The 26,469-nt window shown below is 69.6% G+C and carries 25 protein-coding genes and 1 pseudogene; 14 read left to right on the top strand and 12 right to left on the bottom strand.

The window, feature by feature from the left end; translation table 11 throughout:
• The first annotated feature begins 107 nt into the window (after positions 1-107).
• From HF576_RS19635 to HF576_RS19610, 6 genes are all read left to right on the top strand, one after another.
• Complete coding sequence (locus tag HF576_RS19635) at positions 108-755, top strand: biotin transporter BioY (protein ID WP_168914527.1); 648 nt, start codon at positions 108-110, stop codon at positions 753-755.
• A 149-nt stretch (positions 756-904) separates the two neighbouring features.
• Positions 905-1,945 (top strand): ABC transporter substrate-binding protein, encoded by a 1,041-nt coding sequence (locus tag HF576_RS19630; RefSeq protein WP_168914526.1) that lies wholly within the window; start codon positions 905-907, stop codon positions 1,943-1,945.
• Between the two features lie 45 nt (positions 1,946-1,990).
• On the top strand, positions 1,991-3,031 hold the full coding sequence (locus HF576_RS19625; protein ID WP_240949063.1) for a FecCD family ABC transporter permease: 1,041 nt from the start codon (positions 1,991-1,993) through the stop codon (positions 3,029-3,031).
• Positions 3,028-4,101 carry a FecCD family ABC transporter permease gene (locus HF576_RS19620; protein WP_168914524.1) on the top strand — a complete coding sequence of 358 codons (1,074 nt, stop codon included), beginning with the start codon at positions 3,028-3,030 and terminating at the stop codon, positions 4,099-4,101. Before HF576_RS19625 ends, HF576_RS19620 begins: the two co-directional genes overlap by 4 nt.
• Positions 4,098-4,982: an ABC transporter ATP-binding protein gene (locus HF576_RS19615; protein ID WP_168914523.1), complete on the top strand. Its 885-nt coding sequence runs from the start codon at positions 4,098-4,100 to the stop codon at positions 4,980-4,982. The genes HF576_RS19620 and HF576_RS19615 overlap by 4 nt, the downstream gene beginning before the upstream one ends.
• On the top strand, positions 4,966-5,874 hold the full coding sequence (locus tag HF576_RS19610; RefSeq protein ID WP_168914522.1) for a siderophore-interacting protein: 909 nt from the start codon (positions 4,966-4,968) through the stop codon (positions 5,872-5,874). Before HF576_RS19615 ends, HF576_RS19610 begins: the two co-directional genes overlap by 17 nt.
• Before the next feature lie 156 nt (positions 5,875-6,030).
• Here the strand turns inward: HF576_RS19610 and HF576_RS19605 are convergent, their stop codons facing one another.
• The 9 genes and pseudogenes from HF576_RS19605 to sufB form a co-directional block, all read right to left on the bottom strand.
• Positions 6,031-7,401 (bottom strand): MFS transporter, encoded by a 1,371-nt coding sequence (locus HF576_RS19605; protein ID WP_168914521.1) that lies wholly within the window; start codon positions 7,399-7,401, stop codon positions 6,031-6,033.
• 50 nt (positions 7,402-7,451) lie between these two features.
• Positions 7,452-8,609 carry an aminotransferase class I/II-fold pyridoxal phosphate-dependent enzyme gene (locus HF576_RS19600; protein ID WP_168914520.1) on the bottom strand — a complete coding sequence of 386 codons (1,158 nt, stop codon included), beginning with the start codon at positions 8,607-8,609 and terminating at the stop codon, positions 7,452-7,454.
• 43 nt (positions 8,610-8,652) lie between these two features.
• A complete protein-coding gene (locus tag HF576_RS20495) occupies positions 8,653-8,970 on the bottom strand; it encodes a DUF3471 domain-containing protein (RefSeq protein WP_240949062.1) in 318 nt (105 codons plus the stop codon).
• 75 nt (positions 8,971-9,045) lie between these two features.
• A pseudogene (locus HF576_RS20490) lies at positions 9,046-10,251 on the bottom strand (serine hydrolase domain-containing protein); the annotation flags it as partial.
• A gap of 70 nt (positions 10,252-10,321) precedes the next feature.
• Positions 10,322-10,651, bottom strand: a complete 330-nt coding sequence (locus tag HF576_RS19590; protein ID WP_141882678.1) for a metal-sulfur cluster assembly factor — start codon at positions 10,649-10,651, stop codon at positions 10,322-10,324.
• 9 nt (positions 10,652-10,660) lie between these two features.
• Positions 10,661-11,455 (bottom strand): Fe-S cluster assembly ATPase SufC, encoded by a 795-nt coding sequence (gene sufC / locus HF576_RS19585; protein ID WP_168914519.1) that lies wholly within the window; start codon positions 11,453-11,455, stop codon positions 10,661-10,663.
• Between the two features lie 14 nt (positions 11,456-11,469).
• Positions 11,470-11,799: a non-heme iron oxygenase ferredoxin subunit gene (locus tag HF576_RS19580; protein WP_168914518.1), complete on the bottom strand. Its 330-nt coding sequence runs from the start codon at positions 11,797-11,799 to the stop codon at positions 11,470-11,472.
• Positions 11,796-13,001 carry a Fe-S cluster assembly protein SufD gene (gene sufD, locus HF576_RS19575; RefSeq protein ID WP_168914517.1) on the bottom strand — a complete coding sequence of 402 codons (1,206 nt, stop codon included), beginning with the start codon at positions 12,999-13,001 and terminating at the stop codon, positions 11,796-11,798. Before sufD ends, HF576_RS19580 begins: the two co-directional genes overlap by 4 nt.
• On the bottom strand, positions 13,001-14,419 hold the full coding sequence (gene sufB, locus HF576_RS19570) for a Fe-S cluster assembly protein SufB (RefSeq protein ID WP_168914516.1): 1,419 nt from the start codon (positions 14,417-14,419) through the stop codon (positions 13,001-13,003). The genes sufD and sufB overlap by 1 nt, the downstream gene beginning before the upstream one ends.
• Positions 14,420-14,708: 289 nt before the next feature.
• On the opposite strand from sufB, the gene HF576_RS19565 reads away from it, so the two are divergent.
• On the top strand, positions 14,709-15,677 hold the full coding sequence (locus HF576_RS19565; RefSeq protein WP_168914515.1) for a COX15/CtaA family protein: 969 nt from the start codon (positions 14,709-14,711) through the stop codon (positions 15,675-15,677).
• A gap of 116 nt (positions 15,678-15,793) precedes the next feature.
• Positions 15,794-16,222, top strand: a complete 429-nt coding sequence (locus HF576_RS19560) for a dinucleotide-utilizing enzyme (protein ID WP_168914514.1) — start codon at positions 15,794-15,796, stop codon at positions 16,220-16,222.
• Between the two features lie 76 nt (positions 16,223-16,298).
• On the opposite strand, the gene HF576_RS19555 is transcribed toward HF576_RS19560, so the two are convergent.
• Entirely contained in the window at positions 16,299-17,231 is a 933-nt protein-coding gene (locus tag HF576_RS19555) for a heme o synthase (RefSeq protein WP_168914513.1), read from the bottom strand.
• 325 nt (positions 17,232-17,556) lie between these two features.
• On the opposite strand from HF576_RS19555, the gene tkt reads away from it, so the two are divergent.
• Genes tkt through pgl form a run of 6 tightly spaced genes read left to right on the top strand, consistent with a single transcriptional unit; the run spans position 17,557 to position 25,783 of the window.
• Complete coding sequence (tkt, locus tag HF576_RS19550; RefSeq protein WP_168914512.1) at positions 17,557-19,665, top strand: transketolase; 2,109 nt, start codon at positions 17,557-17,559, stop codon at positions 19,663-19,665.
• A 15-nt stretch (positions 19,666-19,680) separates the two neighbouring features.
• Positions 19,681-20,802, top strand: coding sequence for a transaldolase (gene tal / locus HF576_RS19545; RefSeq protein WP_168914511.1), 1,122 nt, complete (start codon positions 19,681-19,683; stop codon positions 20,800-20,802).
• Positions 20,799-22,457: a glucose-6-phosphate isomerase gene (locus HF576_RS19540; protein ID WP_168914510.1), complete on the top strand. Its 1,659-nt coding sequence runs from the start codon at positions 20,799-20,801 to the stop codon at positions 22,455-22,457. The genes tal and HF576_RS19540 overlap by 4 nt, the downstream gene beginning before the upstream one ends.
• 14 nt (positions 22,458-22,471) lie before the next feature.
• On the top strand, positions 22,472-24,022 hold the full coding sequence (zwf, locus tag HF576_RS19535) for a glucose-6-phosphate dehydrogenase (protein ID WP_168914509.1): 1,551 nt from the start codon (positions 22,472-22,474) through the stop codon (positions 24,020-24,022).
• A complete protein-coding gene (locus HF576_RS19530; protein WP_168914508.1) occupies positions 24,019-24,978 on the top strand; it encodes a glucose-6-phosphate dehydrogenase assembly protein OpcA in 960 nt (319 codons plus the stop codon). Before zwf ends, HF576_RS19530 begins: the two co-directional genes overlap by 4 nt.
• 25 nt (positions 24,979-25,003) lie before the next feature.
• Positions 25,004-25,783 (top strand): 6-phosphogluconolactonase, encoded by a 780-nt coding sequence (pgl, locus tag HF576_RS19525; protein WP_168914507.1) that lies wholly within the window; start codon positions 25,004-25,006, stop codon positions 25,781-25,783.
• 58 nt (positions 25,784-25,841) lie between these two features.
• Here the strand turns inward: pgl and HF576_RS19520 are convergent, their stop codons facing one another.
• Entirely contained in the window at positions 25,842-26,198 is a 357-nt protein-coding gene (locus tag HF576_RS19520) for an RNA polymerase-binding protein RbpA (protein WP_168914506.1), read from the bottom strand.
• On the bottom strand, positions 26,198-26,446 hold the full coding sequence (gene secG / locus HF576_RS19515) for a preprotein translocase subunit SecG (RefSeq protein WP_168914505.1): 249 nt from the start codon (positions 26,444-26,446) through the stop codon (positions 26,198-26,200). Before secG ends, HF576_RS19520 begins: the two co-directional genes overlap by 1 nt.
• Positions 26,447-26,469: the final 23 nt, after the last annotated feature.

Below are 26,469 nucleotides of genomic sequence, written 5' to 3'. Positions count from 1 at the left end.
CGGCCCGCGCGGCGATGGTCGGCCTGTCGAGTGCACACAGAGGGAGCGCCATTCATTCGTGCACCCCGTCCAAGTACGCCGCCGACCCTGCCCCTAGGCTGAGTCCCATGTCATCCATCGCCGCCGCGCCGTCCGCCTCCGCCGGATCCCGTCGAGTGCTCGCCGACGTCATCGCCCGTCCGTCCTCCCGCGCCCGGGCCTTCGCCCTCGATGCGGGTCTCGTCATCGCAGGTGCGGCGGTCGTCGCACTGCTCGCTCAGGTGGAGATCCCGCTGTGGCCGGTCCCGATCACGGGCCAGACGCTCGGCGTGATCGTCGTGGGCGCCGCCCTCGGAGCGTGGCGCGGAGCAGCCGCATTGACGACTTACATGCTGGCGGGGCTCGCCGGTCTGCCCATCTTCGCCGGCTTCACCGGCACGATCGCCGCGGTGGCCAAGCCGAGCTTCGGCTTCGTCATCGGATTCATCTTCGCCGCCTTCCTCGCCGGCTGGTTCGCCCAGCGCGCGTGGGACCGGCGGCCGATCCTCGCCTTCGCGGGTTTTGCCGCCGCGAGCGTGGTGCCCTTCCTCTTCGGAATCCCCTACATGGCGTTCATCCTCAACGTGACGCTGGGCCTGGAGCTGTCCTTCGCGGAGATCCTGCAGGCAGGCCTCTTCCCGTTCATCATCGGCGGGCTCGTGAAGGCCGCCCTCGCGGCGGCGATCATCCCCGGCGCCTGGGCACTCGTCCGCAAGGCCGACGCGTCCAAGGGCTGACAAGGCCACCCGTACCGCGAGAACAGCTCCACGAAGCCCCGGCCCCGGCCGGGGCTTCGTCACATTTCGACCGCCGGATTCGCACGACCCCACATGCGCAGGTAATGTAAGGCTGTCCTTACTTCCCCTTGAACTCTCGGAGGATCACTGTGCCTCGTTTCCGTCACGCCGCCGCGGCGACCGCCCTCGCCGCCCTCTCCGCCTTCGCCTTGGCCGGCTGCTCCAGCGCCGGTTCGGCTGACGCGGCCGGTGACGCCGCGCAGGGCTCCGACGCTTCGGGATCGTTCCCCGTGACGGTCGAGCACGCGTTCGGCGAGACCACCATCGAGACCCAGCCCGAGCGCGTGGCCACGGTGTCGTGGTCCAACCAGGAAGTGCCGATCGCCCTGGGCGTCGTGCCGGTCGGGATGGCCGAGGTCACATGGGGCGATGACGACAACGACGGCGTTCTGCCGTGGGTCGAAGAGGAACTGGAGGAGCTGGGCGCCGAGACGCCGGTCCTCTTCGATGAGACCGACGGCATCGACTTCGAAGCGGTCGCCGACACGCAGCCGGACGTGATCCTGGCCGCGTACTCCGGCCTGACCCAGGAGGAGTACGACACGCTCTCGAAGATCGCGCCCGTGGTCGCTTACCCCGAGGTCGCGTGGGGCACGTCCTACGAAGAAATGATCCGCCTCAACTCGGCCGCGCTCGGCCTCGCCGACGAGGGTGAGGCCCTCATCGACGAGCTGCACACCGAGGTGGAGACAGCCCTCGCCCAGCATCCCGCGCTCGCCGATTCGACCGTGCTGTTCTCGTACATCGACCCGTCGGACTTCAGCCAGGTGGGCTTCTACACGAGCCTGGACACCCGGCCGGGCTTCCTCACCAGCCTCGGTCTTCCCGAGCCGACCGTGGTCACCGAGGAGTCGGAGGGCAACGACGCCTTCTTCGCCGAGATCAGCGCCGAAGAGGCCGACCGCTTCGCCGATGTCGACGTCTTCGTGACGTATGGCGACGCGAGCGGCTCGATCATCCCGCAGCTGCAGGCCGATCCGCTGCTGTCGCAGATCCCTGCGATCGCCGAGGGTCGCATCGCCATCCTGGAGGAGTCCACGCCGCTGGCGGCATCCGCCAACCCGTCGCCGCTCTCGATCGGCTGGGGCATCGACGAGTACTTCTCGGTGCTCGCGGGCGCGCTCGACTGACCACCCGCCCCCTTCTCTCCACACGAGGTCCGAACCGTGAGCGTCTTGCAGACGACGCAGACACCGCTGCCGGATGCCGCTCCCCTGCGGCGTCCGGCCGCGGTGCGGCTGACGTGGCTCCTGGTCGGAATCGCCGTCCTGGCTGCGCTGTGCGTCGCGTCCATCGCGTTCGGCGCGCGCGACGTCTCGTTCGACGACGTCCTGGCAGGGCTTGCCGGCCGGACCGGCGATGTCAGTCAGGCGGCGGTCGTGGCGCGCCTTCCCCGCACGGTGCTGGCGCTGCTGGTCGGCGCGGCACTGGCGATGGCGGGCACCGCGATGCAGGCGGTCACCCGCAATCCGCTGGCCGACCCGGGCATCCTCGGGATCTCGGGGGGCGCGGCACTGGCCGTCGTGATCGGCATCGCGTTCTTCGGCATGTCCGGTCCGTACGCCTTCATCGTCGCGGCAGTCGCCGGCGCCGCCGTCGCCGCCGTCTTCGTGTACGCCGTGGGCTCGCTCGGGCGCGGCGGCGCGACACCGCTCAAGCTGGCACTTGCCGGCGCGGCGGCCACGGCGGCTTTCATGTCGCTCGTGAGCGCGATCCTGCTCCCCCGCGCCGACATCGCCGAGATGTTCCGGTTCTGGCAGATCGGCGGCGTGGGCGGAGCGACCTGGGACCGGATCGTCGTCGTCGCGCCGGTGTTGGCCGTCGGCGCGATCGTCTGTCTCGCCTGGGCTCGGGGCATGAACTCACTGGCGCTCGGTGACGACGTCGCGGCCGGACTCGGCGAGCATGTGTTCCGCACGCGTCTGGTCGCGTTCGCCGGCGCAGTGGTCCTGGCGGGCGCCGCGACGGCGATCGCGGGGCCGATCGCGTTCGTCGGCCTCATCGTGCCGCATATGTGCCGGCTTCTCGTCGGCACGGACCACCGCTGGCTCCTGCCCTTCTCGGCGATCGCCGGCGCCGCACTCCTGGTCGCGGCCGACATCGTGGGCCGCGTGATCGCGCGCCCGGAAGAGATCGAGGTGGGCATCATCACGGCTCTCATCGGCGCCCCGTTCTTCATCTGGATCGTCCGTCGTCAGAAGGTCCGGGAACTGTGAGCACACTCCTCGACGCCGGTACACCCGCTCCCCCGGCGCTCGCCGAACGCACCGCCGCCGTCATCGCCGGCCGCCGGCGCCGCGAGCGGCGACGCGCCGCCGTCACCGCGATCCTGGCGATCGCGATCATCGGCGTCTTCGTCGTCTCTCTCATGGTCGGCAAATCGTTCTACGGCCTCGACGAGGTCGCACGGGTGATCCTGGGCGAGACCGTCCCGGGCGCGTCGTTCACGGTCGGCGAGCTGCGGCTGCCGCGCGCGAGCCTTGCCGTGCTCGCGGGTTTCGCCTTCGGCGTCGCCGGCGTGACCTTCCAGACGATGCTGCGCAATCCGCTCGCATCGCCCGACATCATCGGCATCACGTCCGGGGCGAGCGCCGCGGCCGTCTTCGGCATCGTGGTGCTCTCGCTCAGCGAGACGCTCGTCTCGCTGCTCGCCGTGGCCGGGGCACTCGCGACCGCGTTGGCGATCTACCTGCTGTCGAACAAGGGCGGGTTCGCCGGCACGCGCCTCATCCTCATCGGGATCGGGGTCGCGGCCATGCTCGATGCCGCTGTGACGTACATCCTGTCCAAGGCAGCCGTGTGGGACCTGCAGTCGGCGATGCGCTGGCTGACCGGCAGCCTCAACGGAGCGACCTGGTCGATCGTCGTGCCCCTGGCCGTCGCGAGCGCCATCCTCGTGCCGATCCTTCTCGCACAGAGCCGTGGCCTCGGGGTCATGCGCATCGGCGACGATGCCGCCGCCGGACTGGGCGTGCGGCTGAACGTCACGCGCGTGATCGCGATCGTCGCCGCCGTCACTCTGCTCGCCTTCGCGACCGCCGCAACCGGTCCGATCGCTTTCGTGGCCTTCATGGCCGGGCCGATCGCGGCGCGCATCGTCGGCCCCGGCGGCTCGCTCCTGCTGCCGTCGGGCCTGGTCGGCGCCCTGCTGGTGCTCGTGGCCGATCTGCTGGGACAGTTCGCCTTCGACAGCCGCTACCCGGTCGGCGTCGTCACGGGCGTCCTCGGCGCTCCGTATCTCATCTACCTCCTCATCAGGACCAACCGCTCCGGAGGCTCGCTATGACCGCATCCCACAGCCTGTCGGCCGAGGCGCTCACGCTCGCCTATGGCGATCGCGTGATCGTCGACGACCTCGAACTGCACGTGCCGCCGGGACGCATCACCGCGATCGTGGGGGCGAACGGATGCGGCAAGTCCACGCTGCTGCGCGCCCTCGCGCGGCTCATCTCGCCCAAGGCGGGACAGGTCGTCCTCGACGGCAAGGCGCTGCACGCGCGGCCGTCGAAAGAGGTGGCGCGCACGCTCGGCCTGCTGCCGCAGAGCCCGATCGCGCCGGAGGGCATCGCGGTGGCCGATCTCGTCGGCCGCGGCCGGCATCCGCATCAGAAGCTGCTCGCGCGCTGGAGCGCGCGCGACTACGAGGTGGTGGCGCAGTCGCTCTCGGCCACGGGCACCGACGACCTCGCCGACCGCTCGGTCGACGAGCTGTCGGGCGGGCAGCGTCAACGGGTGTGGATCGCGATGGCGCTCGCGCAGGAGACCGACATCCTCCTGCTCGACGAGCCGACGACCTTCCTCGATGTCGCCCACCAGGTCGAGGTGCTGGATCTGCTCACCGATCTGAACCGCGACCGCGGCACCACGATCGTCATGGTGCTGCACGACATGAACCTGGCCGCCCGCTACGCCGACCATCTCTTCGCGCTGCGCGCCGGTCGCGTCGTCGCCAGTGGAGCGCCCGGCGAGGTCATGACGAGCGAGCTGATCCGCGAGGTGTTCGATCTCGACGCGCTCGTCGTTCCCGACCCGGTGTCGGGCGCGCCCATCGTGCTGCCCCGCGGCCGCCACCATGTCGGCGCGCCGGCTCCCGAACCCGCCACGGCCTTCGCCGCCGCGCATGCCGCCTCAGACCAGACAGGAATCGCCGATGGCCTCCCCCGCTGACACGAACCGCTTCTTCCGGGCGCAGGTGACCTCGATCACCGACCTCACGCCGAGCTTCCGCCGGTTCACCTTCGGGGGCGAGGACCTCGCCGAATACGGCGACACCGGCTTCGACCAGCGCATCAAGATCGTGTTCCCGACGCGCTCCATCGGTCTGGACGCCATGCCCACCGGCGCGGACTGGTACGCACGCTGGCGCGATCTGCCCGAGGACCAGCGTCCGCCGTTCCGCACCTACACGACGCGCTACGTGCGCAATGAGCTGCGCGAAGTCGACATCGACATGGTCTCGCACGACGTGCTGGGGCCGGCATCGGACTGGATCGCACGTGCGCAGGTCGGCGACGAGGTGCTGATCTTCGCTCCCACGACCTCGCATACCGGCGTCAGCTACGGCATCGACTTCGTTCCCCCGGCCCGCGTCGACAGCATCCTGCTCGCCGGCGACGAGACGGCAGCGCCCGCGATCGCCGCGATCCTCGAGCAGCTGCCCTCCGAAGCGACCGGCGTGGTCGCGCTGGAGGTGCCGCACGCCGGCGACGTCGCCTATCTGCCGCACCACCCGGGGTTCCAGTACCGAGTGGGCGCGCGCGATACGGCTGATCGACACGCGCATCTGGTGTCGTCGGTGACGGATGCCGCGACCGACCTTGCTCCATCGGGCCAGGGCAGTGACGTCGAAGAGGTCGACATCGACACCGACATCCTGTGGGAGGTGCCGCGTACGGCGAAGGGTGGAGCGGCTCTGAAGAGCGCACGCCTGTACGCGTGGCTTGCCGGCGAAGCCGGCGCGATCAAGGCGCTGCGCCGCCACCTCGTCGCCGAGCGCGGCGTCGATCGCCGCGCTGTGGCGTTCATGGGCTACTGGCGCGTCGGCCGCGCCGAGAATTGACACGAGCCGGGTCAATGCGACGAAGGAGCGTTGACGCGGCTCGTGTCAAGGTTGAGCGAGCGAAGCGAGTCGAAACCTAGGGTGTACCGGGTCAATGCGACGAAGGAGCGTTGACGCGGCTCGTGTCAAGGTTGAGCGAGCGAAGCGAGTCGAAACCTACTGCCGTTCATGGGCGTGGCCCATGCGCAGACCCGGGATCAGCGCAGCGAGAGCCAGCAGGCCCGCGATGGCGAACACGGCCGGGAAACCGGCATCCGTTCCCGCCAACGCCGTGAAGACGAGGCCGAGCACTGCGATCGCAGACGCCGCGCCGATCGAGTCCGAGATCGACAGCGCCGACGAGTTGAATCCCTGGTTCTGCGGTGTCGAGTAGGCGAGAGTGAGCACCGTCAGGCGCGGGTACATCAGCCCCATGCCGGCGCCGGCGAACGCCCAGCCTCCGATCAGCACGGCAGGGTGCAAGTGCCCGATCGCTGTCACGGCCGCGATCACCAGCGACGTCACGAGCAGTGCGCTTCCGATCACCGTGATGCGGACATTGCCGAGGCGGTCGCCGAAGCGTCCCTGCACGTCCGCGGCGGCGGCCCAGGCCAGCGCGGCGGCGGTCAGGCCCAGCCCCGCCCACGTCGGCGAGAAGCCGTACTCGTCGATCAGCAGGTACGGCACGTAGATCTCTGCGCCGAACAGCGCCCCCGCGATGAGGCCGCGCATGAGGACCACGCTGGGCAGGCCGCGCGCGGCGACAAGCGTGCCGCGCGGGAGCAGAGGCCGTGAGGCCAGCCCGATGACGACGACGGATGCCACGACCGCCGCCCACGCCCAGGTTCCGAGCTCACCGGCCAGGCTCAGGCCGAGCGCCCCGGTGGCCACGGCGATCGCGCACACCAGACGCGGCCACACCCGACCCGACGCCGGGTCGTCGGTGGACAGGGGCTGACCGTGCAGGCGCGCGACGACGAGCGCGAACGCCACGACGGTCAACCCCGCGACGCCCAGGAAGACCCACCGCCAATGCAGGAACTCCGTCACCGCTCCGGCGAGGAACGGCCCGATGAGCGAGGGCACCACCCATGCCGCGGAGAAGGCGGCGAACACGCGCCCGTGCAGCGCGGGCGGATACACTCGCGCGACCACCACGTACAGCGCGACCGTCTGACCTCCCGTCCCCAGGCCCTGTACGAGGCGCCCGAGGACGAGCAACGGCATCGTGGGCGCGAGCCCGGCGATCAGCAGGCCCACGACGAACAGCACGACGGCGGTCGTGAGCGGCGCGAGGACGCCGCCCCGGTCGCACCACGAGCCCACGGCGACCATGCCGATCACGCTGGTTGCGAGCGTTCCGGCGAAAGCGACCGCATAGAGCCGGTCGCCGTCCAGATCGGCGCTGACGACCGGCATCACCGTGGTCACCGCGAGCGATTGGATCGCCGCGAGGAAGATGAGGGCGACGGCTCCGACCGTCACACAGACGAAGCGCGACTGCCAGATGCTCGCCGGGTCCGAACGGTTCACAGCCGGCGATGTCATCAGCCCAGGCTAGCCGTCGCCGGTCTCCCCGACGGACCCGGACGTGCGAGTCAGCGAGAGATCTGCGCGATGCGCTCCACGGCTTCGCGCAAGACCTCCGGCGAGCAGCCGAAGTTGATGCGGACGTGTCCGCGCCCTTCCTCTCCGAAGAGCGGCCCGAGGTGCAGCGCGACCCGCGCATCGCGCAGGACCTTCACGGCGGGGTTGTCACCCCAGCCGAGCTCGGACAGATCGACCCACGCCAGGAAGCCGGCATCCGGAATCCGATATCGCGCGGCGGGGAGGTTGGCCGCCAGCAGCTCCGCGAGCAGTGCCCGGTTCGCATCGAGCGCGGCGAGCTGGGCGTCGAGCCATTCGTCGCTCTCGGGAGAGAAGGCGGCGACGGCGGCGATGGCGCCGAACAGGCCGGTGCGCCATTCCACCTCGGCCGGCAGGGCGCGCACGACGGCACTGGTCTCGTCGACGGCGGTGACCATCAGGGCGCATTTGAGACCGGCGAGGTTGAACGCCTTGCTGGCGCTGACAACGGCGTATCCGACGCGTGCCGCCACGGGCGAAGCGTCCAGGAACGGCGTGAAGGTGACGTCACGGTGCGTCAGGGGCGCGTGGATCTCGTCGCTGATCACGACCGCACCGAAGCGGGCGGCGAGATCGGCGAGGGCGGCGAGGGTCTCGCGCGAATGGACGGTGCCCGTCGGGTTGTGCGGGTTGCACAGCAGGATCGCGCGGGCACCGGCGGCGAAGGCGGCTTCGATGCCCACCAGGTCGAGCTCCCACGCGGTGCCGGTATCGCGCAGCGGAACGCGCTCCACGACCGCGCCGGCCTCGGGGATGCACTCGAAGAAGGGCGGGTACACCGGGGTCGTCACGATCACCCGGTCCCCCGGCTCGGTCACCCGGCGGAGGATCTCGACGACCCCCATCATCACGTCGCACGTCGTGCGCACCCGTGCAGGGTCGATCTCCCACCCGAAGCGTCGCCGCGCGAATCCGGAGTATGCGGCGGCGATTCCCGGGTCGGGCGGGGTGTAGCCGGTGTCGCCGAGCGCCACCGCGCGGCTCAGCGCCGCAGTGATGGCGGGCGCGGGCGCGAAGTCGGTCTCGGCGACGAACAGCGGCAGGACGTCGTCGCCGTACGTGCGCCACTTGGTGCTGGAACGCTGTCGCAGCTGGTCGAGGGGAAGTGCCTGCAGGGGGGTGACGCTCACCGTTCGACCCTATCGACCGGCCGGGATGCGAGACCGTTCTGCGTCACTGTGTGAAGGTGCCCAGCCCGTGCTGGTCGAAGTACTCCAGCACGAGGGCGGACCCGTCGAAGGTCGCCTTCGAGATGCTGCCCGCGGTGCCGTTCTCGCCCGTGAGGCGGAACACGAACTCGTCACCCGACCAGTGCTCGAGCGGCCACCGGCCGGTGGGGCCGACGGCGAGCTCGAGCTCGCCGCCGACGACGCTCACGGTCGCCGGCCCGAAGTAGTCGTTTCCGTAGCTGCCGGCGTAGGACGCGAGGTCCGCGGCGGGCGCCGCGCCCGCGGGCGGGTCCTCCCCCACCAGCTCGCCGAACGGGGCCATCTGCCGCTCGAACACCGAGGTGTACAGGGCCAGCCAATCGCGGCGCTCCGACCCGAACTGCGCGATGTCGGCGAATCGCGCCGCGATCGCCTCCGGCACGCCGTTGGCGCTGGCGTTGGAGAGCACGACGATGCCCAGTCCGGCACCCGGCAGCATCTTCACGATCGTGCCCGCGCCCAGCGCGAACGCACCGGAGTGGTTCACGTCGACCAGTCCGCCGATCGTCGTTCCCACGTTGAAGCCGTAGCCGTATGTGCCGGCGCGCCCGCCGAACGTGCTCGGCGGTCCCATGACCATCTGCGGCGACATCGCCGGCAGCAGCGACGTGGGCTCGACGAACGTCTGGCCGTCGTGCTCGCCCGCTGCCAGCAGCATGGTCATCCAGGCGGTCACGTCCGTCAGATTGGAGCTCGCGCCGCCGGCCGGAGACTGCGCGTCAGGCTGGCGCGGCTCCGGCGTGACGATCCACTCGCCGTCGTCCAGGACGTGTCCGACCGCCCGGTTCTCGCGTGCCTCCAGATCGGAGAAGCGGGAGCTCGTCGACGTCATCCCGAGCGGTTCCTAGAGCAGCCGCTCCGAGAGTGCCGCCCAGTCCTCGCCGGCGGCACGTGCGACGGCCTCACCGGCGGCGGTGATGTCGAAGTTCCCGTAGTGGTAGACGGCACGGAACGGCTCGAGCGGGATCAGGCGCAGCCGTTCCAGGATCGCTGCGCGGTCGTAGCCGATGTCCTCCAGCTCATCCCCGGCATGCTCGTAGAGCCCCGACCGGTGGGCGAACATGTCCGCGATCGTCACGTGCGAACCCGCGTACGGGTCCGACAGCGTGAACCCCTCGAGATGTTGCGACACCGGCGTGTCCCACGTGACCAGCCCCTCGTCGATCGCGCGCGCCACCACTGTCGCAGACAGTGACTTCGAGACGGATGCGAGGGCGAAGACGGTGTCGGGGTCGACAGGCTCGCCGCTGTCGACGTCGCGGACGCCGAACCCTTCCGCGAAGAGCAGTTCGCCCTGATAGACCACGCCCACGGCGATCCCCGGGGTGCCGGTCGCGTCCATCGCCGTGGCGACGGACTCCTCCAGATCGGCGATCGCGGCTTCGACACCGTCCGGTGTCACGGTCGCAAGTGCATCGGCGCTCGGGTCCTCGCTCACCGCCGGCGCGGTCGATGGCGTCGGGACAGCCGATGCCGGTGCGCCGAAGCTGCACCCGCTCAGGGTCGCGAGGGCCGCGACGGCCCCGATGGCACCAAAGATGAAGCGTCCCCCGCGAATGCGCATGGCCCGAGTGTGTCAGGCTTCGGCAGGCGGCACGAGGGACCCAGGTCCCGAACCGGCTCCTGGCGTCGGATCAGATGGCGAAGCCGAGCGCCCGCATCATGTCGCGGCCGTCGTCCGTGATCCGCTCCGGACCCCACGGCGGCATCCACACCCAGTTGATGCGGAACCTCTCCACGACCTCGTCGAGAGCCTGCGCCGTCTGCTCCTCGAGCACGTCCGTCAGCGGGCATCCCGCGGATGTCAGCGTCATGTGGATGACCAGCGCGTCGTTCTCGTCGTCCCACGCCAGGTCGTAGATGAGGCCCAGATCCACGACGTTGATCCCCAGTTCGGGGTCCATGACGTCTTTGAGTGCCTCGGTGACCTCGTCGAACTTCTCGGGCGTGAGCGTTGCGGTCATATAACGATCCTACGCTTCCGTGGCGACGGGAGCCTCGGCAGGCTCTTCTGCGCCGGCCGGGAGGAAACGGTCATAGCCCTCGTCCTCGAGCCGATCGGCGAGCTCGGGCCCGCCCTCCTCGACGATGCGTCCACCGACGATGACGTGCACGAAGTCGGGGTGGATGTACCGCAGGATCCGCGTGTAGTGCGTGATGAGCAGCACGCCGAGGTCGGTCTCCGCCTTGGCGCGATTGACACCCTCCGACACGATCTTCAGCGCGTCGACATCGAGGCCGGAGTCGGTCTCGTCCAGGACGGCGATCTGCGGCTTGAGCAGCTCGAGCTGGAGGATCTCGTGGCGCTTCTTCTCACCGCCAGAGAATCCCTCGTTGACGTTGCGCTGCGCGAACTTCGGGTCCATCCGCAGAGCCTTCATCGACGACTTGACGTCCTTGGTCCACGTGCGGATCGAGGGAGCCTCGCCTTCGATGGCGGTCTTGGCGGTGCGGAGGAAGTTGGTGACCGTCACGCCGGGGATCTCGACGGGGTACTGCATCGCGAGGAACAGGCCCGCACGGGCACGCTCATCGACCGACATCGCGAGCACGTCCTCGCCGTCGAGCGAGATCGACCCGCTCGTGACGGTGTACTTCGGGTGACCGGCGATCGTATAGGCGAGCGTGGACTTGCCCGAGCCGTTGGGGCCCATGATGGCGTGCGTCTCGCCGGTGCGGATCGTCAGGGTCACGCCGTTGAGGATGGGCGTGGTTCCGGCATCCGTCTCGACCGTCACGTGGAGGTCGCGGATCTCGAGGACAGACATGTTCGTTACCTTCTTCAGTTCGCTTCGAGCGTGACGGTCGGGTCGATGAGCACATCGTCGCCGTCGATCGTGACCGCGAACACCGGGACCGGTTCGTACGCGGGGAGGTTGAGGGGCTTGCCGGTGCGCAGTGAGAACGCCGACCCGTGGGCCCAGCATTCCAGCGACTCGCCGTCGACGAAGCCCTCGGACAGGGAGATGTCGCCGTGCGTGCAGGTATCGCCGATCGCGTGCACCTCGCCGTTGGAATCAAGGACGACGGCCATCGCGACGCCGTCGATCTCGACCCGACGGGCTTCGTCCTGCACGAGTTCGCTGAGCCCGCACACGCGCTGCGCCGTCATCGGGCTGACTCCGCGGCCGCGAGCCCCTGGGCGAGCTCCGTCTCGATCGCGGCGAACAGCTCGGACTCGAGATCCGCGACACCGATCTTCTGCACGATCTCGGCGAGGAAGCCGAGCACGACGAGGCGCCGGGCCTCGTCCTCGCGGATACCGCGTGCCTGCAGGTAGAAGAGCTGCTCGTCGTCGAAGCGCCCGGTGGCGCTGGCGTGCCCCGCTCCGCGGATGTCGCCCGTCTCGATCTCGAGGTTCGGGATCGACTCGGCGCGGGCGCCATCGGTCAGCACGAGGTTGCGGTTGGCCTCATACGAGTCGGTGCCGACGGCATCCGGTCCGATGAGCACGTCGCCGATCCACACGCTGCGCGCGCCCTCGCCCTGCAGGGCGCCCTTGTACAGCACGTCGCCGGTGGTCTCGGCGCCCTTGTGGTGCAGATAGACCTGGCTCTCGAGATGCTGCCCCGAATCGGAGTAGCTGAGGCCGTACAGTTCGCCGCGCGAGCCGGTGCCGGCAAGCTCGACGCTCGGGTTCACGCGCACCACGCCGCCGCCGAAGCTGACGACGATGTGCCGCAGCGTCGCGTCGCGCTCGACGCGCGCCTGGTGGGCGGCCAGGTGCACGGCGTCGTCGTCCCATTGCTGGACCGTCACGAGCTCGAGGTGCGCGCCCTCGCGGACGATGACCTCGACGTTCTGGGCGAACTGCGCAGTACCGGTGTGGCGGAGAACGACCTGAGCACGGCTGTGCCGGGATGCCTCGATGACCACATGCGCGTGGGCCGCGAGTTCCGAACCGGCACCGCTGAACTCCACGACGACCGGCTCATCGAGCTCGGCCTCCGCGGGAATCGACAGGTACAGCGCCTCCGCGGACCGGCTCCACGCCACCGCGGCCGGAAGATCCTCGGGCACGAACACCTCGCCGCGCGGCGCGGTGCCGGTCGCCAGCCCTGCGGCTGCGAGCGGACCGCCGACGGCGAGTGACATCGCGCCTTCGTCTCCGGGGGTGTCTTCGAGCAGACGCGCCAGGCGTGCGACGGGCGTGTGCTTCCAGTTCACCTCCCGCCCGGTGGGCGTCTCGAAGGCGGCCGGATCGTAGGACCGGAAGCGCTCGGATCGGGTCTGCACCGGCACGAAGGCACCGGCACCGTCGGTGTGGCCCTTCGCACCGGGGATGGTCGCGGGGGCCTGCGTCACGGAGCTCACTAGCCGACGGATCCTTCCATGCCCATCTCGATGAGCTTGTTGAGTTCGAGCGCGTACTCCATGGGCAGCTCGCGTGCGATGGGCTCGATGAACCCGCGCACGATCATCGCCATGGCCTCGTCTTCGGGCATGCCGCGGCTCATGAGGTAGAAGAGCTGCTCTTCGCTGACCTTCGACACGGTCGCCTCATGGCCGAGCTGCACGTCGTCGACGCGGATGTCGATCGCCGGATACGTGTCGGAGCGCGAGATCGTGTCGACCAGGAGGGCGTCGCAGCGCACAGTGTTGGCCGAGTGATGCGCGTTGGCGTCGACGCGGACCTCGCCGCGGTAGCCGGCGCGGCCGCCGCCGCGGGCGATGGACTTCGACACGATCGAGGACTGCGTGTAGGGCGCCATGTGGACCATCTTGGCGCCGGCGTCCTGGTGCTGACCCGGACCTGCGAAGGCCACCGAGAGCGTCTCGCCCTTGGCATGCTCGCCCATCAGGAAGATCGACGGGTACTTCATCGTGACCTTCGAGCCGATGTTGCCGTCGATCCACTCCATCGTCGCGCCCTCGTGGGCGACGGCGCGCTTCGTGACGAGGTTGTAGACGTTGTTCGACCAGTTCTGGATCGTCGTGTAGCGCACGCGCGCGTTCTTCTTGACGATGATCTCGACCACGGCCGAGTGCAGCGAGTCGCTCTTGTAGATCGGGGCGGTGCAGCCTTCGATGTAGTGCACGTAGGAGCCCTCGTCGGCGATGATCAGCGTCCGCTCGAACTGACCCATGTTCTCGGTGTTGATGCGGAAGTACGCCTGCAGCGGGATCTCGACGTGCACGCCCGGGGGCACGTAGACGAACGACCCGCCCGACCACACGGCGGTGTTCAGGGCGGCGAACTTGTTGTCGCCGGCCGGGATGACCGTGCCGAAGTACTCCTCGAAGAACTCCGGGTGCTCGCGCAGCGCGGTGTCGGTGTCCATGAAGATGACGCCCTGCGCCTCGAGCTGCTCGTTGATCTGGTGGTAGACCACCTCGGACTCGTACTGGGCGGCGACGCCGGCCACGAGGCGCTGGCGCTCCGCCTCCGGGATGCCGAGCTTCTCGTACGTGTTCCGGATCTCTTCGGGAAGCTCTTCCCACGAGCCGGCCTGCTTCTCGGTGGAGCGCACGAAGTACTTGATGTTGTCGAAGTCGATCTCGCTGAGATCCGCACCCCACGTCGGCATGGGTTTGCGGCCGAAGAGCTGATAGCCCTTGAGCCGGGTCTTCAGCATCCATTCGGGCTCGCTCTTGAGCGCCGAGATGCCGCGCACGACATTCTCGTTGATGCCCCGCTGCGCGACAGCGCCCGCGGCATCCGTGTCATGCCACCCGAACTCGTAGACGCCCAGGCCATCCAGCTCGGGGCGATCGATCAGCACATCAGACATCGTCTTGTTCTCCTCCGGGTCCAGCGGTGTCATCCGCCCCGGCATCCCGCTCCTCTGGTGGAGATTCCGGAGGAGGATGCCGCTTCCTGGGCCCTCTCAGTGGCGCCGGCCATCGCGCCTAGACTGTCGGTGGTGCGATGCGCATCATCCACATGGTTGGATGCGCGCGCCACCGACCCCTCGATTCTACAGGTTCCACCCTGTCGCGGACGCGCCCGCGTCCGGACGGCAGACGCCGCGCCGGATGCGCGGTCGTGGCGTGGAACGGCCTCAGGAGGCGACCACCCCCATGTCGACGGATCAGGCGACCCGAATCCCCACGACGACGCCTCGCGGCGCATGGCGGCGCGCATGGGAGTGGCTGCCCGACCGCGTCGACCGGCGCGTGGTCGTGGCGGCGTGGGCGTCGCTCGTGGTGCAGATCGGCATCGTGGGCACCGGCGGGCTGGTCAGGCTCACCGGTTCCGGACTGGGCTGCCCCACCTGGCCGCAGTGCACCGCGGGCTCGCTCGTGCCCACCGAGGCGATGGGCATCCACGGCGTCATCGAGTTCGGCAACCGGCTGCTCACGTTCGTGCTCGTCGTGGTGGCGATCGTGATGTTCCTCTTCGTCGTGCGCATGCGCCGCCAACGCGGCGACCTGTTCTGGCTGAGCCTCGCCATCGGTCTCTACGTGCCGCTGCAGGCCATCATCGGCGGGATCACCGTCCTCACGAACCTCAACCCCTATGTCGTCGGGCTCCACTACTTCGCGTCGGTCGTGCTCGTCGCCCTCGCCGCCGTGCTCGTCGCACGCGTCTACTCCACGCCGGGGCGCCGCATCCTCGCCGTTCCCCGCTGGTACGCCGTCACGACGCATCTGACGAGCGTGTTCGTGCTGGTGACCGTGGTCGTCGGCATCCTGGTGACCGGCTCCGGGCCGCACGCCGGCGACGGCGGCGCCGCGCGGAACGGGCTGAACCCGGAGTTCATGCAGCACGTCCACTCGTGGCCGGCTTACATGACGCTGGCGCTCACTCTGGTGCTGGTAGCAGGCTCGTGGCGCACTCCCCCGGCGCTGCGCCTGCGTCTGTGGACCCTGCTCCTGCTCGGCGTCGAGCTCGCGCAGACCGGTGTCGGACTCTGGCAGGCGCGCACCGGTCTGCCGATCTGGCTCGTCAACATCCACATGGTGCTCGCGGTCATGCTCGTGGCCGCCATGACCGCCGTCGTCATGAATCTCAAGGCGCCCGCCGCTGTCGATGTCAGCGCCCGCTGACGACCGGCGGCGCACAGGCGATCCATAGGGTTCGCATCGCTCCTGCACGGAGTGGCTTGCGAGGGTGTCGGGATGCCGCGGCCGCCCGGGCCGCGCACCCGAGGAGTGATCCACGCATGTCCACGCGACCCCATCTCGTCCGCAGCGTCCCGTTCTGGGGCCTCGTCGTCGTCTCTCTCGCGACCGCCGCCGGCGGCGCCTATCTGCTGAGCGACAGACTCGGCACCATGACGACCGTGCTCACCGCGGGGACGGCGACTCCCGTCGACGTGTACGTCGGTCAGTCCATGGCCGTCGCGGGGGCCGTCGTGCTCGGAGCCGGCATCATCGGTCTGCTGCTCGCCCTCGCCATCGCCGCGCTGTCGACGCTCCGTCCGCGCGCGGCGGCCGAGCCGGCCGAAGCCGCTGACGCGAGCGATGAGCCCCACATGGATGCCGACCCGACGGACCACGGCTACGAGCGCGGCCTCGGCTACACCGAAGCGGTGCCGACCGTGGGACGTACCGCCGATGCCGACGAGGACGCTGCCGTCGCCGCCCGCTGACACCCCTGTGAACGAAGAGACACCACGCAGCCGCGTGGTGTCTCTTCGTTCTGCTGCAGTGCTCCGCGCCGCGGCGTCAGAAAGGCAGCAGCGGGTCGACGGCGATCGCCACGAAGATGAGCGTGAGGTAGGTGATCGACGCGTGGAAGACGCGCATCGGCCGCGGCTCGGTGCCGCGCACGGCGCGGTTGTACAGCCGGTGGGACTCGTAGATGAACCAGCCGCCGAAGACGATCGCCGAGACGGAGTAGACCAGGCCCATGCCCGCCACCGGAATGAGCAGCAGCGAGCAGACGACGGTCGCCCAGGCGTAGAGGATGACCTGCAGCCCGACCTGTGATCCGTTGCGCGTCGCCCCGAGCATCGGCACGTTCACCTCTTCGTACTGCTCCTTGTACTTCATCGACAGCGGCCAGTAGTGCGGCGGCGTCCACAGGAACACGAGCGCGAAGAGGATGACGGGCGGCCACGCGAGCGACCCCGTGACGGCGGTCCAGCCGATCAGCACCGGGAAGCAGCCGGCGATGCCGCCCCACACGATGTTCTGCTCGGTGCGGCGCTTCAGGATCATCGTGTAGATGACGACATAGAAGAAGATGGCGCTCGCCGAGAGCGTCGCGGCCAGCCAGTTGGTGGTGAGCCACAGCCAGGCGGTCGATCCCACGGCCAGCGACCACGCGAAGATGAGCGCACCCCTGGGCGACACCTCGCCGGTCACGAGCGGCCGGTTGACGGTGCGCTGCATGTGCGCGTCGATGTCACGGTCGAGGTACATGTTGAACGCCGCCGCGGAGCCCGCACTTGCGGTGCCGCCGATCACGGTGGCGACCACGAGCCATGCGTTCGGGAACCCGCCCTGGGCGAGGATCATCACGGGGACGGTGGTGACCAGCAGCAGCTCGAGCACGCGCGGCTTCATCAGCGCGACGTAGGCGCGAACCGTTCTGCCGAAGCTCCGAGGGGACCGGTGAGTGGATGACTCGACCCCGGCCGTCTTGGTGATGTCCATCGCCCCCGCAATCGCCGTATGCAGAACTCTCCCAAGTCTATGGCATCGCCCCCTCCGCCCCTGCCGCGGGCAGCCGCCACGGATCACAACCGGCTGCGGCCGCGAGTGAGCAGAACGTGACCGCCCCGACACGACCGCGACACGGGACGCGGGCGCCGGTTCGCAAGACTGCGTCATACGAAGGTTCACATGGCCTGGGCGGCACCCCGCTTCGCTATGCTGAGACCACACGCGCGCCCGCCGCCGATTCCCCCTTATCCATCCGGACAAGGGCCCGCGGACCGGCCCCTCTCTGCGGGCGCACCTCCTCGAGAAAGGCGGCCCGGTGTCGGTTCTGCGTTGGGATGAGATCGATCGGCGCGCGGTGGACACCGCTCGTGTGTTGGCTGCGGATGCCGTGGAGAAGGTGGGCAACGGCCACCCGGGCACCGCGATGAGCCTGGCACCGGCGGCGTACCTGCTGTACCAGCGGGTGCTGCGTCACGACCCGGCGGACACGCACTGGCTGGGACGCGACCGGTTCATCCTGTCGGCGGGTCACTCGTCGCTGACGCAGTACGTGCAGCTGTACCTGGGCGGATTCGGCCTGGAGCTGGACGACCTGAAGGCGCTGCGCACGTGGGGCTCGAAGACGCCCGGCCACCCCGAGTACGGACACACCAAGGGCGTGGAGATCACGACCGGCCCGCTGGGCCAGGGCCTGGCGTCGGCCGTCGGGTTCGCGTACGCGGCCCGCTATGAGCGCGGCCTGTTCGATCCGGAGGCCGCGGCGGGCACGTCGCCCTTCGATCACTTCGTGTACGTCATCGCCGGCGACGGCGACCTGCAGGAGGGTGTCACCAGCGAGGCGTCGAGCCTCGCCGGACACCAGCAGCTGGGCAACCTCATCGCGATCTACGACTCCAACCAGATCTCGATCGAGGACGACACGAACGTCGCGTTCACCGAGGACGTGCAGAAGCGGTACGAGTCGTACGGCTGGCACGTGCAGGTCGTGGACTGGAAGCGCACCGGCGAGTACGTCGAGGACGTGGCCGAGCTGTACGAGGCGCTCGAGGCGGCGAAGGGCGAGACCGGCAAGCCGTCGCTGATCATCCTTCGCACCATCATCGGCTGGCCCTCGCCCGGCAAGCAGAACACCGGCAAGATCCACGGCTCCGCGCTGGGCGCCGACGAGCTCGCCGCCACGAAGAAGGTGCTCGGCTTCGATCCCGAGCAGTCGTTCGTCGTCGCCGACGACGTGCTCGCGCACACGCGGTCGCTGAAGGAGCGCGCCGCCGAGGCGCGCGCCGAGTGGCAGACCGCATTCGACGCGTGGGCTGAGGCGAACCCCGAGCGCAAGGCGCTGCTGGACCGCCTCGAAGCCGGCGAGCTGCCGCAGGACGTGCCATCCGCTCTGCCGTCCTTCGAGGCCGGCAAGGACGTCTCGACGCGCGCGGCATCGGGCCTGGTCATCAACGCGCTCGCCGCGAAGCTGCCGGAGCTGTGGGGCGGATCGGCCGACCTGGCCGAGTCGAACCTCACCACGATCAAGGACGCGAAGTCGTTCATCCCGTCGGAGTGGTCGACCCACGAGTGGTCGGGCGATCCGTACGGACGGGTGCTGCACTTCGGCATCCGCGAGCACGCGATGGGCGCGATCGTCAACGGCATCAAGCTGCACGGACCGACCCGCCCCTTCGGCGGCACGTTCCTGATCTTCAGCGACTACATGCGCCCCTCGGTCCGTCTGGCCGCGCTCATGGACATCCCGTCGATCTTCGTGTGGACGCACGACTCCGTCGCGCTCGGCGAGGACGGCCCGACCCACCAGCCTGTCGAGCAGCTCGCGACGCTCCGCGCCATCCCGAACTTCACGGTGGTGCGTCCGGCGGATGCCAACGAGACCTCGGCCGCGTGGCTCGAGATCCTCCGCCGCCAGGGCGGACCGTCGGGCATCGCGCTGACGCGTCAGAACATCCCGGTGTTCGAGCGCGGTGACGGCGAGGCATCCGGGGACGTCTTCGCGTCCGCCGACAACGTCGCCAAGGGCGCGTACGTCCTCGCCGAAGCGCCCAACGGCACGCCCGACGTGATCCTCATCGCCACGGGCTCCGAGGTGCAGCTGGCCGTCTCAGCCCGCGAGACGCTCGCTGCCGAAGGCGTGAACGCCCGCGTGGTGTCGGCTCCGTCCCTGGAGTGGTTCGCCGAGCAGGACGACGCGTACCGCGAGCAGGTCCTGCCCGCAGGGGTCAAGGCACGCGTGTCGGTCGAGGCCGGCTCGGCGCTCACATGGCGCGGGATCGTCGGCGATGCCGGCCGTTCCGTCGCCATCGACCACTTCGGCGCGTCGGCGGACTACAAGACCCTGTTCCAGAAGTTCGGCATCACCGCCGACGCCGTCGTCGCGGCGGCCCACGAGACCATCGGTGCCGCGGCAGCGGCGGCCGAGTAATCCGAGGAGAACGCAATGAGCACCCCCACTGAGAAGCTGGTCGCCGAGGGCGTGAGCATCTGGCTCGACGATCTGTCGCGCGAGCGGATCACCACCGGCAACCTGACCGAGCTCATCTCGACGCGCAACGTCAGCGGCGTGACGACGAACCCGACGATCTTCCAGGGCGCCATCGGCGGCGGCGGGCACGCGTACGCCGAGCAGATCACGGCGCTCGCCAACGCGGGCGCGTCCGTGGACGACGCGATCTTCGCCGCCACCACCGATGACGTGCGCGACGCCGCCGACATCTTCCGCCCGGTGTACGACGCGACCGGGGGCGTCGACGGCCGCGTGTCGATCGAGGTCTCCCCCGATCTCGCGCACGACACCGACGGCACCATCGCCCAGGCCAAGGAGCTGTGGGCCAAGGTCGGCCGGCCGAACGTGCACATCAAGATCCCGGCGACGAAGGCCGGTCTGCCGGCGATCACGGCGACGCTCGCCGAGGGGATCTCGGTCAACGTGACGCTGATCTTCAGCCTCGAGCGCTACTCCGAGGTCATCGAGGCTTTCCTCGTCGGCATCGAGCAGGCGCAGGCGAACGGTCACGACATCTCGACCATCCATTCCGTCGCGTCGTTCTTCGTGTCGCGCGTGGACACCGAGGTCGACAAGCGCCTGGTGGCCATCGGCACCGACGAGGCCACGGCGCTCAAGTCGCTCGCTGGCGTCGCCAACGCCCGCCTGGCCTATGAGCTGTTCGAGAAGGAGTTCGCCACCGATCGCGCGAAGGCGCTGACGGATGCCGGAGCGCACGTGCAGCGCCCGCTGTGGGCCTCGACCGGCGTCAAGGACCCGTCGCTCCCCGACACGCTCTACGTGACCGAGCTCGTCGCACCCGGAACGGTCAACACCATGCCGGAGAAGACGCTCGAGGCCACCTTCGATCACGGCAGCATCGCCGGCGACGCCGTCACCGGCACGTACGAGGCGGCGCACGAGGTCTTCGCGCGGCTCGCCGCGGTGGGCGTGGACTTCGACGACGTCACCCAGGTGCTCGAGGACGAGGGCGTCGACAAGTTCATCGCCTCGTGGCACGACCTCCAGGCAACGGTCAAGACGGCGCTCGAGGGCGCCGTCGAGGCCGCCCGATGAGCTTCGACATCCATCTCAGCGGGCACGTCAAGTCGCTCGTCGACGCGACGCTCCCCGGGCTGGTCGACAGCCTCGTGGCGTCGGGGATCACGGCGGGCGACGGGAGCCTGTGGGGCGCTGCCGCAGAGGACGAGGCGTCCAAACGCCTGGGCTGGGTCGAGGCCGTCAGCGTCTCGCGTCCCCTCGTCGCCGAGATCGAGGCGCTGCGCGCCCAGCTCCGCGCGAAGGGCGTGACGCGCGTGGTGCTCGCCGGTATGGGTGGTTCGTCGCTCGCCCCCGAGGTCATCGCGCAGACGGCCGGAGTGCCACTGGTGATCCTCGACTCCACCGCGCCCGGGCAGGTCCTCGCCGCGCTCGACGGCGACGCCGAGGCCGGCGACCTCACCCGGACCGTGCTCGTCGTGTCGTCCAAGTCCGGATCCACCGTCGAGACGGATTCGGCCAAGCGGGCGTTCGAGGCCGCCTTCCGGGATCTCGGCATCGACCCGCGCGAGCGGATCGTCGTGGTGACCGACCCGGGCTCGCCGCTCGATCAGGCGGCGCGCGCCGACGGCTACACCGTCTTCAACGCCGACCCGACCGTCGGCGGCCGGTACTCGGCGCTGACCGCCTTCGGCCTCGTGCCCACGGGGCTGGCCGGTGTCGACATCGCCGAGCTCCTCGACGAGGCCGAGGCCTCTCTCCTCGAGGTCGCGATCGACAGCCCCGACAACCCGGCCCTCGTGCTGGCCGCGGCGATCGCCGGCGGTCACGGCAGCGACCCGGCCCAGGACGGCAATCGAGCACAGGCTCGTCGCGACAAGCTGGGCCTGGTCACCGACGGCACCCACATCGTGGGCCTGCCGGACTGGATCGAGCAGCTCATCGCGGAGTCGACCGGAAAGGAGGGCACCGGCATCCTTCCCGTCGTCCTGCTCCCGGTCTCGCCCGAGCTCGAGAGCCGGCCCGCAGATCTTCAGGTCGTGCGCCTCGTCGACGAGGCGAAGGAGTTCCATCTCTTCGAGCACCATGAGGGCGAGGTGCTGGTGAGCGGATCGCTCGGCGCCCAGTTCGTGGTGTGGGAGTACGCCACGGCGATCGCCGGACGGATGCTGGGGATCAATCCCTTCGATCAGCCCGACGTGGAATCGGCCAAGGTGGCCGCCCGTGGCCTTCTCGACGCACGGCCCGCGCCGACTCCGCCCGCGTTCACCGTCGAAGGCGTCGAGGTGCGCGTGTCGGACCCCGAACTCGCGGCATCCGGAACCGTCGCGGGCGTGCTCGACGCGCTCTGGGCCCGACTTCCGGAGGACGGCTACGTCGCGATCCACGCGTACGTGAACCGGCTCGAGCTGCCGCAGCTGGCAGGGCTGCGTGAACTCGTCGCCGCCGACTCCGGCCGCCCGACCACGTTCGGCTGGGGCCCGCGCTTCCTGCACTCGACCGGCCAGTACCACAAGGGCGGGCCGGCCAACGGCGTGTTCCTGCAGATCCTCGAGCAGACCGATGTCGATCTCGAGATCCCCGGGCGACCGTTCACGTTCGGCCAGCTGATCCAGGCGCAGGCCGCGGGCGACGCGAGCGTCCTGTCCGAGGGCCACGGCCGCCCGGTCGTCTCCCTCACCCTCACCGATCCCCAGATCGAAGTGCTCTCGCTCTTCGAAGCGGCCCAGTAGGAGCTCACCGCCCCATGACCGTCGAGATTTCGCGCGGGCGCAACCCGCTGCGCGACCCCGAAGACCGTCGCCTCAACCGCATCGCCGGCCCGAGCGCGCTCGTCATCTTCGGCGTCACGGGAGACCTCTCCCGCAAGAAGCTCATGCCCGCCGTGTACGACCTCGCCAATCGGGGGCTGCTGCCGCCGGGCTTCGCGCTCGTCGGCTTCGCCCGTCGCGACTGGGAGGACCAGGACTTCGCACAGGTGGTGTACGACGCCGTGCGGCAGCACGCGCGCACCGAGTTCCGTGACGAGACCTGGCAGCAGCTGCTGCAGGGCATCCGGTTCGTGTCGGGCGAGTTCCACGACCCCGACGCGTTCCGCAGGCTGCGCGAGACGGTCGACCGCCTCGACACCGAGCGCGGAACCATGGGCAACCACGCGTTCTACCTCTCGATCCCGCCGAAGGCGTTCCCGATCGTCGCGGAGCAGCTGAAGTCATCGGGCCTCGTCGACGACACCGCTGACCAGCCCGACCGCTGGCGGCGAGTGGTCATCGAGAAGCCGTTCGGCCACGATCAGGAGTCGGCCGCCGCCCTCAACGACGTGCTGCGCTCGGCGTTCCCGGCCGACTCGATCTTCCGCATCGACCACTACCTCGGCAAGGAGACGGTCCAGAACATCCTGGCGCTGCGCTTCGCCAACGAGCTGTACGAGCCGATCTGGAACCGCAACTACGTCGACCACGTGCAGATCACGATGGCCGAAGACATCGGCGTGGGCGGCCGTGCCGGCTACTACGACGGCGTTGGCGCCGCGCGTGACGTCATTCAGAACCACCTCCTGCAGCTCATGGCGCTCACCGCAATGGAGGAGCCGATCTCGTTCGATGCGAAGGATCTCCGCGCCGAGAAGGAGAAGGTTCTCGCTGCGGTGAACCTGCCCGCCGACCTCGCCCGCTCCACGGCGCGTGGACAGTATGCGGGCGGATGGCAGGGCGGCGAGAAGGTTCTGGGCTTCCTCGAGGAGGACGGCATGAACCCGCACTCCACGACCGAGACGTATGCCGCGGTCACGCTCGAGGTCAACACGCGGCGCTGGGCGGGCGTGCCGTTCTATCTGCGCACCGGTAAGCGTCTGGGCCGTCGCGTGACCGAGATCGCCGTGGTGTTCAAACGCGCACCCGAGCTGCTCTTCTCTCGCAGTCAGACGTCGGGCCAGGGTCAGAACGCCCTCGTCATCCGCGTGCAGCCCGACGAGGGTGTCACGATCCGGTTCGGCTCGAAGGTGCCCGGTGCGGGCGCCCAGGTGCGCGACGTCACGATGGACTTCGGCTACGGTCACGCCTTCACCGAGGCGAGCCCCGAGGCGTACGAGCGGCTGATCCTCGACGTGCTCCTCGGCGACCCGCCCCTCTTCCCCCGCCACGAGGAGGTCGAGCTCTCGTGGAAGATCCTCGATCCGATCGAGCGCTTCTGGGACGAGCAGGGCGGACCGGTTGAACAGTACTCGCCCGGGTCATGGGGCCCGGCATCAGCGGACGAGATGCTCGCCCGCGATGGACGCAGCTGGAGGCGCCCGTGATCGTCGATCTTCCCGACACCACCGTCAGCAAGATCTCGCGTGCGCTGGTCAGCGTGCGCGAGGAGGGCGGCGCGGTGGCGCTCGGCCGTGTGCTGACACTCATCATCCTGACCCGTGAGGGTGCGGTCGAGGAGGTCATCGAGGCCGCCAACGACGCCTCGCGCGAGCACCCGATGCGCGTCATCGTGCTCATGATCGGCGACAGTCTCGATGCGGACCCTCGCCTGGACGCGCAGATCCGCGTGGGCGGCGACGCCGGGGCCAGCGAGGTCGTGACACTGCGCGTGTTCGGCGACGCCGGCAACTCCAACCTCGAGAGCCTCGTCACCGGGCTGCTCCTGCCCGACGCACCCGTCGTGGTGTGGTGGCCCAACCGCACGCCCGAGAACATCTCGAGGACGTCGATCGGCAAGATCGCGCAGCGGCGGATCACGGATGCCGCCACCAAGGCGGATCCGTCCGGATTCGTCGCGGCGCTCGGTGGCCAGTACGCGCCGGGCGACACCGATCTCTCGTGGACGCGCCTGACGCGCTGGCGCGAGCAGCTCGCTGCGATCCTGGACCAGCCGCCGTACGAGCCGGTGACCGCCGTGCGCGTGCGTGGGGCCTCGGACTCGCCGTCGACCGCGCTGCTCGCCGCGTGGCTGCGGCTGACACTGGACGTCCCCGTGGACTGGGCGTACCTCGATCCGGCGGAATGGCCGCACGGGATCAAGTCGGTCGCCCTCGAACGTCCGAGCGGAGAGGTGCTGCTGGAGCGTCCCACGCCCGGCCGCGCGACCCTCACCCAGCCCGGACAGCCCAGTCACGAGCTCGCCTTTCCGCGCCGCACTCTGCGGGAGTGCCTCGCGGAGGAGCTTCGTCGCCTCGACCCGGACGTCCTGTATGGTCGAGTCATCACGGAGGGCTGGGAGCTGCTCGACCCTCCGGCGACGAAGGAGACGCAGGACGCATGACGAGTCGTTCGGGTGAGTGACGCGGATGGTTGAGGCCTGGGCCGAGAAGCGGGTCGTCATCAGTCCCGATCCCGCGGCGCTCGCCGACTCCGTCGCAGCCCGGTTCCTGAGCCGCGTCTCCAAACGCGTGGACGAGGGCAAGCTCGCGCACATCTCGCTCACCGGCGGCTCGATGGGCGCGGCCGTCCTCGCGGCGGCGGCCCGCAATCCGCGCATCGAGCGCATCGACTGGTCGCTCGTCCACTTCTGGTGGAGCGACGAGCGCTTCGTGCCTGCCGCCGATGAGGAGCGCAACGAGAAGCAGGCGCGAAGCGCCCTGCTCGATGCCATCGACGTGCCGGCTGCCAACATCCACGCGATGCCGGCCGAGGGCGCGAACGCGGATGCCGAGGCCGCGGCCTCCGCGTACGCCGCCGAGCTCGCGCGCTACCCCGGCCCGGACGGAGCCTGGCCCGCCTTCGACGTGTGCTTCCTCGGAGTCGGACCCGACGCGCACATCGCGTCGCTGTTCCCCGATCGGCCCGAGATCCTGATCACCGACCGCTCGGTCGTGCCGGTGCATGGCGCTCCGAAGCCCCCGCCCGAGCGCGTCACGATGACCCGACCGGTCATCAACGGCTCGAAGCGCGTGTGGATGGTGGTCTCGGGAGCCGACAAGGCTTCGGCGCTGGGACTCGCCCTCGCGGGGGCGAGCTATGCGAGCGTGCCGGCGGCCGGCGCCAAGGGTCGCAAGCGCACGGTGTTCTTCGTCGACGAGGCGGCGGCCTCTCAGGTTCCGCCCGACCTCATCGATCGCGAGTACTGAAAGAGCGGATGCCTCGACACGAGGCATCCGCTCTTTCCTACGTCACACGGCTGTGCGGTCAGCCCTGTCCACGTCGCTCGCGCAGCTGCTTCAGCGCGTCGTCCAGGAGGGCCTCGGCCTCTTCCTCGGTGCGACGCTCCTTCACGTAGGCGAGATGCGTCTTGTACGGCTCGGTCTTCGCCACGGCAGGCGGGTTCTCCTTGTCGCGGCCGGCGGGCAGGCCGGAGTGCGGCGAGTCGATGGTCTCGGGGATCTCCTCCTCGGGGATCCCGGCCGCGAAGTAGCGCACGGTCTCGTTGCCCAGCGCATCCCAGTACGAGACGGCGATACGGTCGGCGTGGAAACCGTGGTCCTGCTCGCCCATCGGGCCGGCACCGACACGGGTGCCGCGGATCGCGTTGCCTCCGGTCGCCATCAGAGCGCCTGGAACTTCGTGATCAGGCCCAGTGCGACGATCGCCGCGAACCATGCCAGCGCGAGCACGACCGTGAACCGGTTGAGGTTACGCTCGGCGAGGCCGGAGGAGCCGAGAGCCGAGGTCATGCCGCCGCCGAACATGTCGGACAGTCCGCCGCCGCGCCCCTTGTGGAGCAGGATCAGAAGGGTCAGCAGGAGGCTCGTGATGCCCAGGAGCACCTGCAGGACGAATTCGAGGATCTGCACAGATCAACGCCTTTCAGCGTGCC

The organism is Microbacterium salsuginis (assembly GCF_012524205.1).
Lineage (GTDB): Bacteria > Actinomycetota > Actinomycetes > Actinomycetales > Microbacteriaceae > Microbacterium > Microbacterium salsuginis.
This window is presented reverse-complemented; position numbering and strand designations above follow the sequence as displayed.

What these genes read in the sequence shown, in the direction of transcription:
- HF576_RS19555 (WP_168914513.1), bottom strand. Translation starts at nt 17,231, where the DNA reads ATGGACATCACCAAGACGGCCGGGGTCGAGTCATCCACTCACCGGTCC.
- HF576_RS19580 (WP_168914518.1), bottom strand. Translation starts at nt 11,799, where the DNA reads ATGACGGCGCAGCGCGTGTGCGGGCTCAGCGAACTCGTGCAGGACGAA.
- HF576_RS19610 (WP_168914522.1), top strand. Translation starts at nt 4,966, where the DNA reads ATGGCCTCCCCCGCTGACACGAACCGCTTCTTCCGGGCGCAGGTGACC.
- HF576_RS19605 (WP_168914521.1), bottom strand. Translation starts at nt 7,401, where the DNA reads ATGACATCGCCGGCTGTGAACCGTTCGGACCCGGCGAGCATCTGGCAG.
- HF576_RS19635 (WP_168914527.1), top strand. Translation starts at nt 108, where the DNA reads ATGTCATCCATCGCCGCCGCGCCGTCCGCCTCCGCCGGATCCCGTCGA.
- sufB (WP_168914516.1), bottom strand. Translation starts at nt 14,419, where the DNA reads ATGTCTGATGTGCTGATCGATCGCCCCGAGCTGGATGGCCTGGGCGTC.
- HF576_RS19520 (WP_168914506.1), bottom strand. Translation starts at nt 26,198, where the DNA reads ATGGCGACCGGAGGCAACGCGATCCGCGGCACCCGTGTCGGTGCCGGC.
- HF576_RS19615 (WP_168914523.1), top strand. Translation starts at nt 4,098, where the DNA reads ATGACCGCATCCCACAGCCTGTCGGCCGAGGCGCTCACGCTCGCCTAT.
- sufC (WP_168914519.1), bottom strand. Translation starts at nt 11,455, where the DNA reads ATGTCTGTCCTCGAGATCCGCGACCTCCACGTGACGGTCGAGACGGAT.
- HF576_RS19590 (WP_141882678.1), bottom strand. Translation starts at nt 10,651, where the DNA reads ATGACCGCAACGCTCACGCCCGAGAAGTTCGACGAGGTCACCGAGGCA.
- HF576_RS20495 (WP_240949062.1), bottom strand. Translation starts at nt 8,970, where the DNA reads ATGGCCCCGTTCGGCGAGCTGGTGGGGGAGGACCCGCCCGCGGGCGCG.
- tal (WP_168914511.1), top strand. Translation starts at nt 19,681, where the DNA reads ATGAGCACCCCCACTGAGAAGCTGGTCGCCGAGGGCGTGAGCATCTGG.
- HF576_RS19540 (WP_168914510.1), top strand. Translation starts at nt 20,799, where the DNA reads ATGAGCTTCGACATCCATCTCAGCGGGCACGTCAAGTCGCTCGTCGAC.
- HF576_RS19560 (WP_168914514.1), top strand. Translation starts at nt 15,794, where the DNA reads ATGTCCACGCGACCCCATCTCGTCCGCAGCGTCCCGTTCTGGGGCCTC.
- zwf (WP_168914509.1), top strand. Translation starts at nt 22,472, where the DNA reads ATGACCGTCGAGATTTCGCGCGGGCGCAACCCGCTGCGCGACCCCGAA.
- HF576_RS19565 (WP_168914515.1), top strand. Translation starts at nt 14,709, where the DNA reads ATGTCGACGGATCAGGCGACCCGAATCCCCACGACGACGCCTCGCGGC.
- pgl (WP_168914507.1), top strand. Translation starts at nt 25,004, where the DNA reads ATGGTTGAGGCCTGGGCCGAGAAGCGGGTCGTCATCAGTCCCGATCCC.